Raw genomic sequence first — 13,970 nt, forward strand, 5'->3', positions numbered from 1 at the left:
TCTCCCCAAGGAGGGCGGAAGTGTCATTTATAAACGAATTGAAATCAATTGGCGATGAATTGGTTGGATATGGTGTTGCCCGTGAAACCGTCAAAGTCTTAATGACGGGTGTTGCTGCTAGGATATCTACCGATTGGAATTCTACCTTGAGAGATTTGCCTGGTCATTTGTACGAAATCACAAAGCTTAGGAAGCTTTACAGGACGGGTAGAGATGCATTGGAAAATGACAGCTATGGTGACCAATATTACGGGTCTGGACAAGGTGTTACTGTTACCCAGCAGAAGTGGTCCACGGCGACTTCTCAAAGAGGAGCCTTGAAAAATGTTGGTCTTGCATTGACACAACTTAGTGGTGCGAATGGTGAGTTGCCGCCTCCAGCCTCAAACAGGTTGATTGCGGATATAGTTATTGGAAATATCTCCGAGGAAAACTTTGAAGGGAAATTGAATAGTTATTTGGATACAGGTATCAAGAGTTTTGTAAAAAATGATATGCCAGAACAATATAAGAATAAAAACTGGGGAATTCGAGTTACTCACATAACTGATAGCGAGCAGGGTTTAAGTAGAAAGAAATTTTATTCATTTGATGCAGATGGCAATGTAACTCTAACAAAAAGTCAGGAAAAACAAAGAGAAGATATCAACGATGTTATTGGCATAATGATACTAGCTACTGATGAATATAATGAAAAGGGCAAGGACATACTTAAGAGGGAGGTTCAAGAGTTGGCCCAAAGTTTCCTGGTGGTTTAGACTTGACTTTGATAGGACACCTTCTGAATAACTACACACTAGTAAATTGTTAACGTGGACTGCTGTGCAGTCCCTTCTTTTTACCCTCTCTCTTTTTTCCATGCTTATAAACTATTTCCAGATGATTAAGAGCTAGTGTCTGATGATCTTGGTTTAACTCCGATAGGGTTCTCGTATAAATCAGGGTTTCTTCTTCACGGGCTCTGCTTGTCCCCATTCTGCACTATGCGGGGGCCTTTGGTTTTCCTCAACCGGGCACAGTGGTTGAAATAGATTTCGCCTATGGCCGGGCGGATAAACCATTTATTCGCACGGTGTTATCGCATGGGGTAGGGCTCCCAGCGCTCGACCGTGAAGATTTAATTTGGCAGCAATGCGACTCTGTACGGCAAAAGGTGGACGCCAGCGCAGAATGGAGCCGGGAAACGCACGGTGACATACGCGAGAAATCATTACGCAGAATTACAGAGGCTGCTGAAGTTAAAGCGAGCTGCGATAGCGAACATCGACAAGTGCGGGAACATTCCGTAGAAGAGGTGGCCGGCGTAAAAATAATTGAAGCCCTTGGAGCTTTACGTTTCTTATCTGCTGGCGGTCTGAACTTATCCGCTCTCGACAATCTAAATATTACAACAGCCAGTGATATTAATATTTCAGCGGGCCGTGACATAAAGGAGCAAATCGGAAATATTCGCGAATCAGTGGCCAAAGTCCGCCAAACTATCAAAGTAAAAGATGGCGGCAAGGTTTGGTTGGGCAGTGAATCTTTAAACGTGCTGAAAGTGCTAGAGGATTTAATAGGCGTAGTGTCTGCCCTGGCCGCCACCCTTGCGACTCACTCGCACCCTGGGAATGGGCAGAAGCCAACCCAAGAGGCGGCAATTAATGGGCACAAGAGCAGTGCAGATAGTTTGAAATCCCAGCTTAGCGCGGTGCGGGCTTAAGCTGGTTATACACTTAAAAGGAGAGAAGTTATGAATAATAGAGTAAACAGGTATGCCATTTTTGCCGAACGAGTCCACCTGATGAATGGTGGAGCGAAAAGCTATAGAGACTCTGCGCCAACTCAAGAGGCGGCAAAGGAGCTGGCGGAGGAGATTGCGAAATCAAAGAAGGCGGAGTTTTATTCCTGGCTGCAAATTCTGGATATTGTGACAGGCAAGTTTACTGAGTACTCGATTGAGCGGGGCGGGGTACTGGTGGAGAGGGAATACCCATGCTTAGGTGTGGGCTTGTGAATTTATAACTAAGTAAAGCACCACAGTGATCCGTGGTGCTTATCAAAATTATCACCCCGGAATCAGGAAAAGCCCCCGCATGGGATAAACGCTGTACCAGCATCGTATGTGGGTTAGAAGTTGCGAGCTAATACTGATTTTATTTTCATTGGGTGGCTTGTTCCCATTCATCCTCATCTATGATGTTGATCTCAACACATTCGTCTAAACTGCCTTCCGCTATTTCTTCACGGGTTTCAAATGAAGGATATAAATACTTCTCTGTTTTTGGACAAGAAAAAAATCTAAGGTGGTAGTCTATTTCTTGGTTAGAGTATGTATATCCTATAGCTGGCCCATCTAGCGCTTCATACCATTCACCAAATATACATATTAAAACTCGGTCATTTGGTGTTTTTTGGCGTCTATTGATTTGCCTAAACAAAGATCCAGAACGTTCATATATTTCTGCCATAGTAGATAAAAAGCTATGCATTGTAATATCGTTGGAGGATATTTCTAGTATCCCCTGAGTTATTTCTAGCAATTTTTCAAAGCTACCGAGTGTAAAAGTATCATCCTGAATGGATTTTGATATGTGGGAGTTTTGAGGAATTCTTAAGTCGTTTAAAGCTTTAATTAAAGTGTATCTTTGGTGTGCTAGCTGGATTTCTGAAAATGCATATGTGATCGAGCATTTACTAGCTTCCTTTGCAAATGAAATTAGATGTGTTGATGCAGATATTGGCCCTCCAGAATAATCGTATAGTCGTGTGTCAAAAGTGGTTACAGTACTCCCGGAAAACCAATCTTTATACATCGTTGGCTTGTTGTGAAAGGTGATCTGAAATTTTTCTTCATAAAAATTTATAAGAGAAAAAAATGTTTCTTTGTGTTGAAAAAACTGACTAAAGGCTGTCTTAGCTTGTTCGTGCTCCCAGAGTTCACGATTTCTTGATAATTCGTAATTATGTGTCTTATTGGCATTTGAGATTTGAGTGGCTGTTTGCTCACTACGAAATACAAGGGCAATAACACCAAGGACTGCAAGAAAGCCTGTACATATTTTTATTGCGGGTGAAAAATATATAAAGAAATTGTTGATGCAGTTCATAGATATGCAAGCTTCATATCTCGCACCCTCTCCGGTTGTTTGAATTCCCAGTAATATAGAAATCGTCACTATTGAAGTGAGTGTGACAATTATTCCTATATACAATGTGTATGTAAATAAGGGGTATTCCCAGAGTGAGGCGTCTTCTTTTACTTCAGATTTGGTTAGTATGCTGACCATTTTTTCGTGAAGACTTCTGTGCATATCAAGACCCTTCTTTAACATCCTTTATGTTTATCTAGAAACGGTTGCTTTAATTCTTTGTTTTCTGTGAGTGGGGGGCTTTGAGGTTCTTGTTCCCTTTTCTTATCGAAGTGGTGTGTTTGACTTTTCTATATCGAATTTCAGTTTTTTATTATGATTCTTAAATTCTTCAAGTGCCAACATGTTTAGGTCTGTATCACCCTGTGGCCCGATGTGTACTTTCTTTACGAGGGTGTCGATACCCTGAAGTTTGATGTAAGGCACTAAGCCTCCTTTCGACTTCCTGAAGTGAACTTCTGGATCTTCTTCTAGTCTTGCTCTAAATTCACTGTTCTTGCTTTCTGTTTTTGGTTTTGCGAATTTAAATATCCTTGTTTCCCTTTCATCTATGTAGTCAGGGTGTTTGTTAGTCATCTTAATTTTATTTATTTCTGCTGAATAGCGAATTCCCGGAATTATACGGTATGCTTTTTCCCAAGCAGATTCATGAATTATATATTTCTGTGGTCCGGCACCTTTTTCATAGTCTGCATTGATGCGATTTGCTAAATTTTTCCATTGGTTGATAGTCTTTTTTTTGTTGTAATTGCATTTTTCAAGTTGAAAGCCAGATATATCGTTGAGTTGAGCCATGTCAAAACCTATGCAGTATCCACCTTCTTTCGGGCAGTAACCACGCCACTGACTTAAAATGTTTTCTTCAGAGAAAGATCCAACATATATTCTACCGCCCCCATCTATATGATTTTCTTGCATTAGCTCTGAAAGAATATCTATGCTGTGATCTTTGTTACATTCACTTAGTATTTCGCTACTAAATTCACTTAGTATAGCTTCTGCGTATTTTCCTTCAGTGTGATCATTGAGGAAACGATTGTCAGTCAGCCAAAATTCACCTTCACCGATAATTCCGTGAAGTCCATTGATATCAGTGTAGTGATAGATTAATCCCACTTTACATCTGTCCTTTCGTTTTTAACTGGTTTGATAATGAGGTTTCAAAGAGTGTGAAAGCTAAAAAATGATTGTTGCCTGGATCAGCTAGTTGAAGGTCAATAGTAATTGAATCCTCTTCAAGCCTTAGAGCAAGGGAGGTGAAGTGCTTGCGAGACTGCTTGAAGTGTTTACCGTTCCATTGGCAGCTGGCTTTAACTCCTCCGGGTTGATCCTCTAAGGAGTTGTACATAATTTTTGACCCTAATTTTTTATTTTGGATTTGAATATTACAGCGGTTGCTAGATGATTCACCTAGCGTAATCTGGATGCCGTCATCAGCGCTCCTGGCTTCTATGATTTTGAGTCGATCTGATTCAATTTCTACTAGGTTATCTATCGTTGGATAGATTTCAATTTTCTTCATTGCGTCTTGGCAACCCGATAAAGCGACCAAATACGCACTTACCTTTAAAAACCCCGTAAAAATACGCATTACCAGTTCCCTCTGATTATCTGTGATCAATAATTGTGCAGCAAAAAGGGGCGTCGGTCACTCCTCCCCACGCCTGCCGATTTTGGGCACTCTTTTAGTTGATGAAATGGCACAAGAGGCTAGGGCCTGAGCTGGTGCGGGGCCTGCAGCCAATGGGGATTTCACAAAATGAAAGGTTTTGAAGAGCTTTGAACAGATTTTTCACTGATCAGAACCTCAGAATACTGGTACGGGCTACAAGGGAAGAGGGCGACAGGAGCATCTTTGTAGCTAGGGCTGGCGCGCTCTGGCTTGATTCGTAATGGCAGCGTTGGACAGGCGGTTATCTTGTGCCTTTACCTTTCTTGATCTCAGCTAACGCCTTTGAGATTGCTTTCTTTGCCTTTGTGTACGAACTTTTGGGATCTGCTTCATTGGGCAGAACAGTGAACTGTTTTTCTTTGTCGGTTAGCGCCTTGTTACTCATCGTCATGGTCCTTATCGAGATCAATGATCATTTTTCCGTCTTTGTCACTTTTGCCGGATGCCAAGCCTTCAGGCTCTTTGATCTTGCCTTTCTCTGCTCTCATTTGTTGAGCCAGCTTCTTTAGCCCAGCTTTTGCTCGCTCTTCTTTGGAAAGCCCTTTGAGCTTTTCATCATGAGCAGTATTGAAGTCTTTGATTTTGTCATTCATCAAATAATTCTCCGGGTACAGCTGTCGCTTTTGGGGTCGTACTGGAACCCTTTGTTTTCATAGTAATCTCGGACATCACTATTTATGGGGTGCATGATTTTCACATGCGTAGCGCCGAGAAGAGTGGCATAGGCGTATAGGGCCAAATAGGTTAGGTCTAAATGTGGTTCCCCAGCTTCTGGTGATTTCTCGATGTAGTCCAGCCTTAGCCCTGTAGCATGATAGGTTGGGCGCCCCATAGCGAAGCCTACTAGACGGTTCCCAGCCCAAGTAGCAGATTCAAATCGTTTAGGGAACTTGAGTTTCCAGCTTATCCAGGAAGAAGGCCAGTCCCAATCAACCTTCCGGTTGGGATGATTCTCCCAATGCCGGAAAGCCGCGTAGGAGGCGCTATCGACAAGTGCAAGGCGGGTATCCGGTAGATCCAGTGCCTCATTGGCCATTTGGATCGATTGCCGTCTGAGTTCGGTATACCTGCGCTCTAGTTCCTCGCGCATGCTTAGCTTATAGGCTGCCATATAAACTCCTTTTCAAATGGCTTTCTGCTTTTTTCTTTCAGCTTGGAGATGGGTACCGGCGCCATGAAGGCATGCACTTCCCGCCTCCTTGGCAGTAAGAGATATTTTTGCGTTGAGACTTTGTTGAGACGTAAACGAAAAAGGGCGGTACCAAGGAAATTGGTACCGCCCTTCGATGCTTGTAAGTCTATGATTTACAAGACTTTATATGGCGGTGGGGCAGGGATTCGAACCCTGGGACCTGTTACAGTCAACGGTTTTCAAGACGGATCAATTGTTAATCATTAGTGCTCAACATACTGTAATCACTAGAAAAATCTAGGGAAGAGCAACCTACGTTGATCTCTATTGCTCGCCAGCGTTGACACTTTGTTGACACTTTTGCAGGCTGCTGAGAGCGCTTTCGCTAACTGCATCTTCCAAATGCTCGGGGGCCAAATACACGTAACGTATGGCCATCTCCATAGTGAATTGGTCCTGCATTTTGTTCAGTTTTAACAGGTGTCGGTCATTCAGCATGTAATGGCTGGTGAAAGCGCGTGGATCACTTGGTAAGGATTGCTCTGGTAGCAGCTTCCTGAAATAAACGGAAATTGGTGCCAGGGAACAGGCGGTATAACTTTAATCCGCCAGGTCATCACCCAAATAATCAATTTTTTCTAATTTTGGTTTTAGTAAATTTTTTGCTGGTGACAAAGTAGTACTCCAGTGGATTTCAAAGAGATCATGTCCGGTATAATCGATCATCTTTGTCTCTGCTTCTCCCGAAGATTTTGTTCCCACAATTAATTTGGAAATGAGGCTCTCTGTAGCTTTCAGGTACACTTCATTGGGGTTCGTAATGGAAGTAATGTTCTTCCAAAGCCTACTACTATCGGTATGTATATAATGATATAGGTTGAATTCAACTTTAATTGGAGACACCCAATGTATTTTTGATTTTTCTTTTTTGATGAAAACTGGTTCGAAAATCACCCATTTTTTTGTTTCTTTATGAAGCTTTTCAATCGGTGAAGCTGTTAGTGTTTCGTGAAAATCTTTAGTTATCTTTTCTTTAATACTACCTTTATAATAGAATGAATTTTCACCCACATCAAAGAAAAGCTTGTTGGCTTTTTGTGTGAGTTCGGTAGCTAACTCTTCCGGGATGGATGAAACTAGTGTGTTGATGAGGCTTTCTAGTTCATCAAGGTTTGCTAAAACTCGTACGTTTTTGTTTTCCTTAGTGTTTTCGAGGATGTATTCTTTCAGCCTATTGTCATTCGCGACTAATGCTAGTCGGCACACATTGGGCGTTGATGGTGAAGAGTCGACTAGTTGCAAAAAGCTATGAGCGATGACTGAATCTCTAAACCCTTTTTCTTTTTCATTATTCTCAAACGGCGGCAGTCTATTAATAGAACGATCAATTAAACCTTGCCAGTCAACCTTGCTAGTCTTAATGTCAGATACTATAAAGCCAAGTTCCTTAATGCTGGCGTCAATTGCGTTTTGCACATATAAGGAAAGACTGTCTTCGCCAATTGCGAAACTATGTCCTACAAGCTTTTCCATTTTCTGCATGGAAGGCAATAATTCCTTTGCCTTCTTGAGCATTTGGTAGCGTCGCTCTCCGATGGCTACATTTGGGAGATGCCAATCTATATCCAAGTCATTATGCGATGAGTTTTCTGTAATTAGCTCTTTGACGCGATGACTTACCAAATCAGAGGCAACTTGTGTATACAAAACACTAGAATCGAACATCACACATAATTTGGGGTTCTTTTTTTTGCTTGTTTTCTTTGCCATTCTCTTAATTTCTGTGGTTCTTTTTTAGTTATGTTAAAGGTGCGTTAACTTGCCTTGTAACTACAATCGTTATCTTGATCTTACTCAATCGGATCGACACTTTTCCAGGCTACTAAGGGCGCTTTTGCTAACTGCATCTTCCAAATGCTCTGGAGCTAAGTGGGCGTAGCGCATGGTCATCTCCATGGTGGAGTGATCCAGTATTTTGTTCAATCTTAATAGGTCTCCGCCGTTCAACATGTAATGACTGGCGAAAGTGTGGCGAAGGATATGCGTCGCTTGACCTCTTGGTAAGGTCAGGTTTGCTCTGGCGACGGCCTCCTGGAAGGCACGGAAATTGGTGCCGGGGAAAAGGCGACCAAACTTCGGGCGGCCGGTTAATATTTCAGCTTCTAGCTCCTTGCTGATTGGGATACTTCGATTCTTACCATTCTTGGTGTCGACGAACTCTATTTTGCCATGATGGACTCGCTCAGCCTCTAGGTTTTCAGCTTCCGACCACCTTGCCCCCGTAGCCAAACAAATTCGGGTGATCGTTCTTACATTCCGGTTTCTGGCATTGAGGAGGGCATCATCTAAAGCTTGTAGCTGTTCGACATTTAAGAAGCTAAGAGGAGGCTCTTTTACTCGGAGCTTGGGCACCCCCTTCAAGGGGTTGGGTAGAGTCCATTTCTTTAGCGCAATCAGCCGATTGAAAACCGCATTTAGGTAGGTCTGTTCATGGTTGATAGTTCGGGCGCAAGGTTGCCGGCCCTGATCGTTTGGAGCTTCTAACCGCCCCTTGCGATAGAGAATCCAGTCCTCAGCAGTAAAGGTGACCGCGCGCGGATCACCCAGCCACTTTACGGTATTTTGGAGATAGTTCAGGCGCCCGGAATGGTCTTTGAGCGTGTGGCCGTGCAATGTGTACCATTCCTCCACCAAGCTAGAAAGCGGGCGCTTATCTCGTTGCGGAGGCACCCATTCTCCTTTGTCAGCAGAGGCAAGCTGGGCACGCTCCCAGCGAATACCTTCAGCCTTAGTATCAAACGACTTGCGGACACGCCGCCCGCCACGCCCTTGAGGCTGAATGTCGACCTGCCACCGTCCGCTGGCAAGCTTTCTAATCGCCATCCTTTTTTTCCAAGAAAGTTGCGTTAGTAACCATGCCAATATTGATTCGGACTACTAACAGTTGGCAAAAGTCACTTTTACTTTGCGCTAGTTGCTCGAACGAAACTTTGCCTCCGTAAACCACCCAGGGAAGTAGTTCTGGCATAGCTCGTCCAATCACGGCAAATACTTCTTCTGGAATTCTTGATGTGCCGTACTCGATATTCTTAATTTGATAAACCTTTAGGCCGAGTTTCTCAGCAAAATTTGCTTGCGTTAACCCAATAGCCTCTCTAACGACTCGCAGCCTTCCCCCCGCGCTGTCTTCCGTCGACTCGCTCACCTTTGTTCGCCTTTGTTATTTGTTAGGCCCTGAATTTAGCCCAGAAAGCATCAGCTTCAAACCAAAAAGTCATTACATCAATGCTTACTTGTTGAATATGACGCCAAAGTTAACATTTCAATACCAAAAGGTATTGAATCTAAACCTTATCGTGTTTAAAAATATGCTCGTTAGTAGTCATTAAAGAGCGAAGGACAACAAGAAATGAGCGAAAAACTCGACCCACCACCACTTAAATCCCCCGTTACCACTCAAGAGCAATACGCGATTGATACGGGTCTTACACTTTCCACGGTGCGCGGCCAAGTACAAAGGGGGTACCTACCAACCATCAAGATTGGTCGCTACAACTTGATAAACGTGATCAAGCTAGCCCAGATCTGTTTAGACGACGACGCCCATATAACCCAAGAATAGGGCGTGACCTATGGACTACAGCCAAATAAACCGAGATGTTGTCGAGTCGCTAGAAAAGGATTTGAGTTTTAAATTCAAGCGCAGTGGCAAGTATCTAAATTCTGGCAACTGCCCAGATTGCGGCAAGAAGTCAGCCTGGATTCAGATTGAAAAACCAATCGTCGTGCGCTGTAACCACAAAAACAATTGTGGTTATGAAGAATCTGTCCGGGATATTTACCCGGACATTTTCGAAAATTTTTCTGAAAGATTCCCGGCAACCCCTGAAGAACCCAACGCAACGGCCCGCGCTTATATTGAACACGTTCGCCAGTTTCCACTTCTTAAAGTGGGGGACTGGTTCGAACAGGCCGCGCGGCCTTTACCGGAGGGGAGCTATGCGCCCGTAGTTCGTTTTCAACTATGGGATGGCTTCTACTGGGATCGCGTAATCAATAAAACCCATGAACGCGAGCTGGGCGACAAGAGCTTTTTTAAAAAGTATATAAAGTACGGGGGTAAATGCTGGCAGCCACCAAGCCAGCAGATAGAAAAAGGCGATACCGTATTTATTGTTGAGGGTATCTTCCACGCTATCGCCCTATGGCTGTGCGGCTATAAAGTGGTCGCTGCATTTTCTAGCAACAACCTACCTACAGAACTAATAGAAGAACACAAAGCCCAGGAGATAACCTGGCGTCTTGGCTATGATGATGACCCTGCCGGTCGTTCCATGGCAAAGAAATATTATGATCGTTTGCGCAAGCAAAAAGAAAAGGTCGATGTTGCCCTGGTGGGCGGCGGTAACGACTGGGATGACCTATACCGGGCTGATAAATTAACCCCAGAATTTATTGAAGACTGCCTTTACCGGGGGCGCCTATTCACCGCCAGTAGCATTGAAGAAAAAGCCTATCACTGGCACTGCAAAAAACGTCGTAATTATACGGTACTGGATTTCAATAACCGCCTGTATTCAGTCCACATCGAAGACGATATTAACCGGGAACTGTCGAAATCTATTGATGAACATAACCAGACAGATATAGAAGATGACAAAACTGAAAAAGAAGTAGTAAAAACCCTAGAAGATGCCTTGGCCACAGAGAGGGGGCGGGAAATCTTCAATAGCAACCTCAACATAAATAGTATTAGTAACTGTCTGCCAAAGTTCCTTTACTGCGAGATAGATCAAGAGACAACAGACGTTGCCTATTTTTTCGATATTTACCTTCCCAAAGGCAAGGGGTTACAAGTTGCCCTCACTGGATCAAATCTGGAGAGCCCAAAATCCTTTAATAAAGCACTACTCAACCAAGCACCGGGGAGCACATTTGATGGCAGTGAAAACCAGCTCAAGATGTTGCGTGATCGCTGGTTTGATAATGGCGTCAAACAGGTGCGGACAATCAGTTACCAAGGCTATGACAAGTCTTGTCAAACCTATGTCTTTCAGGATTTCGCCTTTCACAATGGCCGGCGCTTAAAGGTCAATAAGCAAGGCTATTTTGTTGCCGGTAAAGACCGCATTAAAACTGGCTTTAAAAGTCTCTACATCCACAACAACAAAAGCTTTGATCCCAGCTGGATACAGGACTACCACTTGGTTTTCTCTCACCTGGGAATGATGGCGTTGGCGTTTTGGCTGGGCTCACTGTTTGCCGAACAAATCCGCGCAGAGCTAAAAGTATTCCCATTTCTGGAGCTAACCGGGGAGCATGGCGCTGGTAAAACCACGGTAATTGAATTTCTATGGAAGCTATGTGGTCGTGACGACTACGAAGGCTTCGACCCCAGCAAGGCCACATTTGCCGCCCGTGCCCGTGCATTCTCACAGCTGTCCAATATGCCGGTGGTATTGATTGAGTCAGACCGCCAGAACGATTCCGCCAAGAAGGGCAGCTTTGATTTTGAGGAGCTGAAGACCGCCTACAATGGCCGTGCCATTCGCTCAACCGGTGCCTTTAATCGCGGCAACGAAACCGTAGAGCCGCCGTTTCGCGGCGCCATTGTAATTGCGCAGAATGACACCGTAGACGGTAGCCCCGCTCTGCTATCGCGGATAGTCCACGGCCACGCGACCAAAGCGCACTTTTCAGAGAAAACCAAACTGTTAGCCCAGCAGTTCGAGCGAGCCGCAGTGGAAGAGGTCAGCGGCTTTCTACCCGCTGCCTTTCACAAAGAGAAAGCCATTGTTGGCAAAATCTTAGAAGACTATCCGAAGTTTGATGCGGAGTACGCCCACCGGGGCGAGATCCACGATCAGCGGGTTGTAAAAACCCATGCCATGGTCTCTGCCATGGCTGGAGCTTTGCCCATTCTGTTTCCCTCGCTCACCGCCAATACCATTCAGGACATCCAGCACTTTATCTATACACGCGCGGTAAACCGCCAGGGCCGCTTAAGCGCGGATCACCCGGAAGTACAGAAGTTCTGGGAGATATACGACTACCTCAATGTTCGCCTAGTGGCGGACACAGAGGCGCTTGCTGTGTACACCAATAACGCCGGCAAAGTAGAGGCGCAGACCCTCAACCACAGCAAAGACAACGGCCTGATCGCAATCAATCTGATTCATTACAAGCAGCAATGCGAGCTGGCCAAAGTGGATCACCCGGACATCAGAGAGCTGAAAAAGCTATTGCCCAACAGCCGCCGCCACAAGTTTATCGCCTGTAAAAACGTGAAGTCGGGGATAGACGGCGACCGCACTCGTTATTGCTGGGTTTTCCAGCATAGAGACGCCAATAAGGGCGCCGATTAAGAAACGGTAGGGGGTTTCGGAAAGACCGAACCGAGCTAACCGAAACCCAAAAATGCCCGCAAAGCCAATAACCACGCGGGATATAGAGAAACCGGGAAAACGAACTTTTACCTAACCAGGACCGAACCAAGTTAGGAAAAACAAAAACTAGAAACCTAACTTTTTACTTTAAAAAAACCTTTATAAATCAATTGGTTAGGTTTTTGGTTCGCTCAGGTGCGGTTTTCAACTGAACCGAAATTAGGGAGCTAAGTGTATGGAAGATAAGGACTTTTCATTGGTGCAGAGGGAGCGGTTAGCTCGGTTCGGTCTTTCCGACACCCCCCCCCTTATATCTGCCGCCACAGACACTTATAGCGAGTCCCACCGCCGCAACTGCCTCGCTTGGCACCTGCTATGCACCCGCACCCGATCTGAGATAGGGCAGTGGCTGAAGAAGCAGAGCGGGGGGATGGCCGAGGATATGCGCAGCCGCTTGAACCAACTGAAACAGCAGGTGCAGGAAATGCGCCGGGAGGCTGAGGAATGAACCAGCGGGGGTTACGCCTTTACCAGACGGTTACTGAATATCAGGTTTACAACGCTTGGCTCAATAACACACAGGTCCACGCCGCCTGTAGTTGGCCAGAAGTCGTGCGCGATCAATTGCTTTTTGGTTGTCTCTACCGCGAGGCCGCCTACACCCATCGCGGGCAGAGCCCGCAACAGTTTTCAAAATACAACAATGAGGAAATCGCTATGTCCGCCAAAGAAGTTTGTGTACTTGATCTAGCTGAAGTTCGCCAAATAAAGCTTGCGCTCGCTTTATGTCGTGAGCGTATCGCCTGCCCGGAAACAACCACTGTAAATAGGCAGGAAGCAGTTCGGGAATTAAGAGCTGCACAAGATATTTTTGTGGCACATGAAGACCGGGTTTCAGACATTAGAAAGTTAAATAGTGAACTGGGAGGGGCCGCACATGGATAAGAAAACCGTTGCTATTTCAACAGACTTGTTGGACCGGATTGAATATTTGGTTGAGCTTTTAAATGGGTACGAAACGCATCTTGTGAACGGAGGATCACTAACGCCTGAGATAGAACGTAATAGTGATTGGGCAAGAAGCCAATTGACTGATTGCGCAATAGACATCTTCGAAGAAATCAGCCTGCCACCTATACAGCCCCAGACCATTCATAAGGTTTCTGGAAAAATTCACTAGGGAAGGTGAGGGATAGCAAATGACTGATGATCAAATGGAAGCCTTGGGAAAAATCAAATCTGTATCAGATAGGGCCAAATTCCTTTTAAGTATTGGCGTGACTGCTGAACTAGGCACTGAGGAATCAAATTTAGAATTCCGGGCTTGTGTGGGAGATATGCGTTTGCCGATTACCGGCGCTTCAAAGCTAACAGCAATAGAGAGGGGTACATCCTGGCTCCAGGAAAAAGCTAGGGAAACTGAGGAGGGGCAACAGTGATTTTATGGAAATATTTGATGAGAATTGCCGCCCTATTATTTGTGGTGCCTCCGTAGTATTCATCGTAGGTTTATAGGTGTCCGTTCTCTCTGCTGAAGGCGCGCCCAGTTCTGCGAAAGCGCAACAATAAATTTAAAGGGGGAACCTAGCGAAAAGAGTAAGTTTTATCTTAGCTTCTTATGGATTTAGGTAATGATAAAAATTTGCCTT

The 13,970-nt window shown here is 44.7% G+C and carries 17 protein-coding genes; 9 read left to right on the plus strand and 8 right to left on the minus strand.

Going from position 1 to position 13,970, the window contains the following annotated elements; genetic code table 11:
* The first annotated feature begins 20 nt into the window (after positions 1-20).
* The 3 genes from ACJJI7_RS16450 to ACJJI7_RS16460 all read left to right on the plus strand — a co-directional run bounded on the left by ACJJI7_RS16450 (position 21) and on the right by ACJJI7_RS16460 (position 1,996).
* On the plus strand, positions 21-758 hold the full coding sequence (locus tag ACJJI7_RS16450) for a hypothetical protein (protein WP_282950765.1): 738 nt from the start codon (positions 21-23) through the stop codon (positions 756-758).
* Between the two features lie 260 nt (positions 759-1,018).
* The gene (locus ACJJI7_RS16455; protein WP_282950764.1) at positions 1,019-1,702 is read left to right on the plus strand and encodes a hypothetical protein; all 684 of its coding nucleotides are present in this window, start codon (positions 1,019-1,021) and stop codon (positions 1,700-1,702) included.
* Positions 1,703-1,732: 30 nt separating this feature from the next.
* The gene (locus ACJJI7_RS16460; protein WP_282950763.1) at positions 1,733-1,996 is read left to right on the plus strand and encodes a hypothetical protein; all 264 of its coding nucleotides are present in this window, start codon (positions 1,733-1,735) and stop codon (positions 1,994-1,996) included.
* Between the two features lie 145 nt (positions 1,997-2,141).
* Here the strand turns inward: ACJJI7_RS16460 and ACJJI7_RS16465 are convergent, their stop codons facing one another.
* From ACJJI7_RS16465 to ACJJI7_RS16500, 8 genes are all read right to left on the minus strand, one after another.
* The gene (locus tag ACJJI7_RS16465; protein WP_444901725.1) at positions 2,142-3,293 is read right to left on the minus strand and encodes a hypothetical protein; all 1,152 of its coding nucleotides are present in this window, start codon (positions 3,291-3,293) and stop codon (positions 2,142-2,144) included.
* A gap of 102 nt (positions 3,294-3,395) precedes the next feature.
* Positions 3,396-4,247, minus strand: a complete 852-nt coding sequence (locus ACJJI7_RS16470) for a DUF2971 domain-containing protein (protein WP_444901724.1) — start codon at positions 4,245-4,247, stop codon at positions 3,396-3,398.
* A gap of 1 nt (position 4,248) precedes the next feature.
* Entirely contained in the window at positions 4,249-4,722 is a 474-nt protein-coding gene (locus ACJJI7_RS16475; protein WP_282950758.1) for a hypothetical protein, read from the minus strand.
* 458 nt (positions 4,723-5,180) lie between these two features.
* Entirely contained in the window at positions 5,181-5,396 is a 216-nt protein-coding gene (locus ACJJI7_RS16480) for a hypothetical protein (RefSeq protein ID WP_282950757.1), read from the minus strand.
* Positions 5,396-5,914 carry a hypothetical protein gene (locus ACJJI7_RS16485; RefSeq protein ID WP_282950756.1) on the minus strand — a complete coding sequence of 173 codons (519 nt, stop codon included), beginning with the start codon at positions 5,912-5,914 and terminating at the stop codon, positions 5,396-5,398. The genes ACJJI7_RS16480 and ACJJI7_RS16485 overlap by 1 nt, the downstream gene beginning before the upstream one ends.
* Before the next feature lie 621 nt (positions 5,915-6,535).
* Positions 6,536-7,705 (minus strand): PIN domain-containing protein, encoded by a 1,170-nt coding sequence (locus ACJJI7_RS16490; protein WP_444901723.1) that lies wholly within the window; start codon positions 7,703-7,705, stop codon positions 6,536-6,538.
* Positions 7,706-7,789: 84 nt separating this feature from the next.
* A complete protein-coding gene (locus ACJJI7_RS16495) occupies positions 7,790-8,818 on the minus strand; it encodes a phage integrase (protein ID WP_444901722.1) in 1,029 nt (342 codons plus the stop codon).
* Positions 8,808-9,140: a helix-turn-helix domain-containing protein gene (locus tag ACJJI7_RS16500; protein WP_444901721.1), complete on the minus strand. Its 333-nt coding sequence runs from the start codon at positions 9,138-9,140 to the stop codon at positions 8,808-8,810. Before ACJJI7_RS16500 ends, ACJJI7_RS16495 begins: the two co-directional genes overlap by 11 nt.
* A gap of 204 nt (positions 9,141-9,344) precedes the next feature.
* Between ACJJI7_RS16500 and ACJJI7_RS16505 the strand changes: the two genes are divergently transcribed.
* The 6 genes from ACJJI7_RS16505 to ACJJI7_RS16530 all read left to right on the plus strand — a co-directional run bounded on the left by ACJJI7_RS16505 (position 9,345) and on the right by ACJJI7_RS16530 (position 13,760).
* Positions 9,345-9,557 (plus strand): hypothetical protein, encoded by a 213-nt coding sequence (locus tag ACJJI7_RS16505; protein WP_444901720.1) that lies wholly within the window; start codon positions 9,345-9,347, stop codon positions 9,555-9,557.
* Positions 9,558-9,567: 10 nt separating this feature from the next.
* Complete coding sequence (locus ACJJI7_RS16510; protein WP_444901719.1) at positions 9,568-12,300, plus strand: toprim domain-containing protein; 2,733 nt, start codon at positions 9,568-9,570, stop codon at positions 12,298-12,300.
* Between the two features lie 256 nt (positions 12,301-12,556).
* Positions 12,557-12,829 (plus strand): hypothetical protein, encoded by a 273-nt coding sequence (locus ACJJI7_RS16515; RefSeq protein ID WP_444901718.1) that lies wholly within the window; start codon positions 12,557-12,559, stop codon positions 12,827-12,829.
* The gene (locus ACJJI7_RS16520; protein ID WP_444901717.1) at positions 12,826-13,266 is read left to right on the plus strand and encodes a hypothetical protein; all 441 of its coding nucleotides are present in this window, start codon (positions 12,826-12,828) and stop codon (positions 13,264-13,266) included. Before ACJJI7_RS16515 ends, ACJJI7_RS16520 begins: the two co-directional genes overlap by 4 nt.
* The gene (locus ACJJI7_RS16525; protein ID WP_444901716.1) at positions 13,259-13,501 is read left to right on the plus strand and encodes a hypothetical protein; all 243 of its coding nucleotides are present in this window, start codon (positions 13,259-13,261) and stop codon (positions 13,499-13,501) included. The genes ACJJI7_RS16520 and ACJJI7_RS16525 overlap by 8 nt, the downstream gene beginning before the upstream one ends.
* A 19-nt stretch (positions 13,502-13,520) precedes the next feature.
* Positions 13,521-13,760, plus strand: a complete 240-nt coding sequence (locus ACJJI7_RS16530) for a hypothetical protein (protein WP_444901715.1) — start codon at positions 13,521-13,523, stop codon at positions 13,758-13,760.
* The last annotated feature ends 210 nt before the right edge of the window (positions 13,761-13,970 follow it).

The organism is Microbulbifer variabilis (assembly GCF_056232115.1).

Bases quoted from the DNA above. Each gene is read 5' to 3' on its own strand.
- ACJJI7_RS16505 (WP_444901720.1), top strand. From the start codon at position 9,345: ATGAGCGAAAAACTCGACCCACCACCACTTAAATCCCCCGTTACCACT.
- ACJJI7_RS16510 (WP_444901719.1), top strand. From the start codon at position 9,568: ATGGACTACAGCCAAATAAACCGAGATGTTGTCGAGTCGCTAGAAAAG.
- ACJJI7_RS16485 (WP_282950756.1), bottom strand. From the start codon at position 5,914: ATGGCAGCCTATAAGCTAAGCATGCGCGAGGAACTAGAGCGCAGGTAT.
- ACJJI7_RS16495 (WP_444901722.1), bottom strand. From the start codon at position 8,818: ATGGCGATTAGAAAGCTTGCCAGCGGACGGTGGCAGGTCGACATTCAG.
- ACJJI7_RS16520 (WP_444901717.1), top strand. From the start codon at position 12,826: ATGAACCAGCGGGGGTTACGCCTTTACCAGACGGTTACTGAATATCAG.
- ACJJI7_RS16480 (WP_282950757.1), bottom strand. From the start codon at position 5,396: ATGAATGACAAAATCAAAGACTTCAATACTGCTCATGATGAAAAGCTC.
- ACJJI7_RS16515 (WP_444901718.1), top strand. From the start codon at position 12,557: ATGGAAGATAAGGACTTTTCATTGGTGCAGAGGGAGCGGTTAGCTCGG.
- ACJJI7_RS16525 (WP_444901716.1), top strand. From the start codon at position 13,259: ATGGATAAGAAAACCGTTGCTATTTCAACAGACTTGTTGGACCGGATT.
- ACJJI7_RS16460 (WP_282950763.1), top strand. From the start codon at position 1,733: ATGAATAATAGAGTAAACAGGTATGCCATTTTTGCCGAACGAGTCCAC.
- ACJJI7_RS16475 (WP_282950758.1), bottom strand. From the start codon at position 4,722: ATGCGTATTTTTACGGGGTTTTTAAAGGTAAGTGCGTATTTGGTCGCT.
- ACJJI7_RS16465 (WP_444901725.1), bottom strand. From the start codon at position 3,293: ATGCACAGAAGTCTTCACGAAAAAATGGTCAGCATACTAACCAAATCT.
- ACJJI7_RS16530 (WP_444901715.1), top strand. From the start codon at position 13,521: ATGACTGATGATCAAATGGAAGCCTTGGGAAAAATCAAATCTGTATCA.
- ACJJI7_RS16490 (WP_444901723.1), bottom strand. From the start codon at position 7,705: ATGGCAAAGAAAACAAGCAAAAAAAAGAACCCCAAATTATGTGTGATG.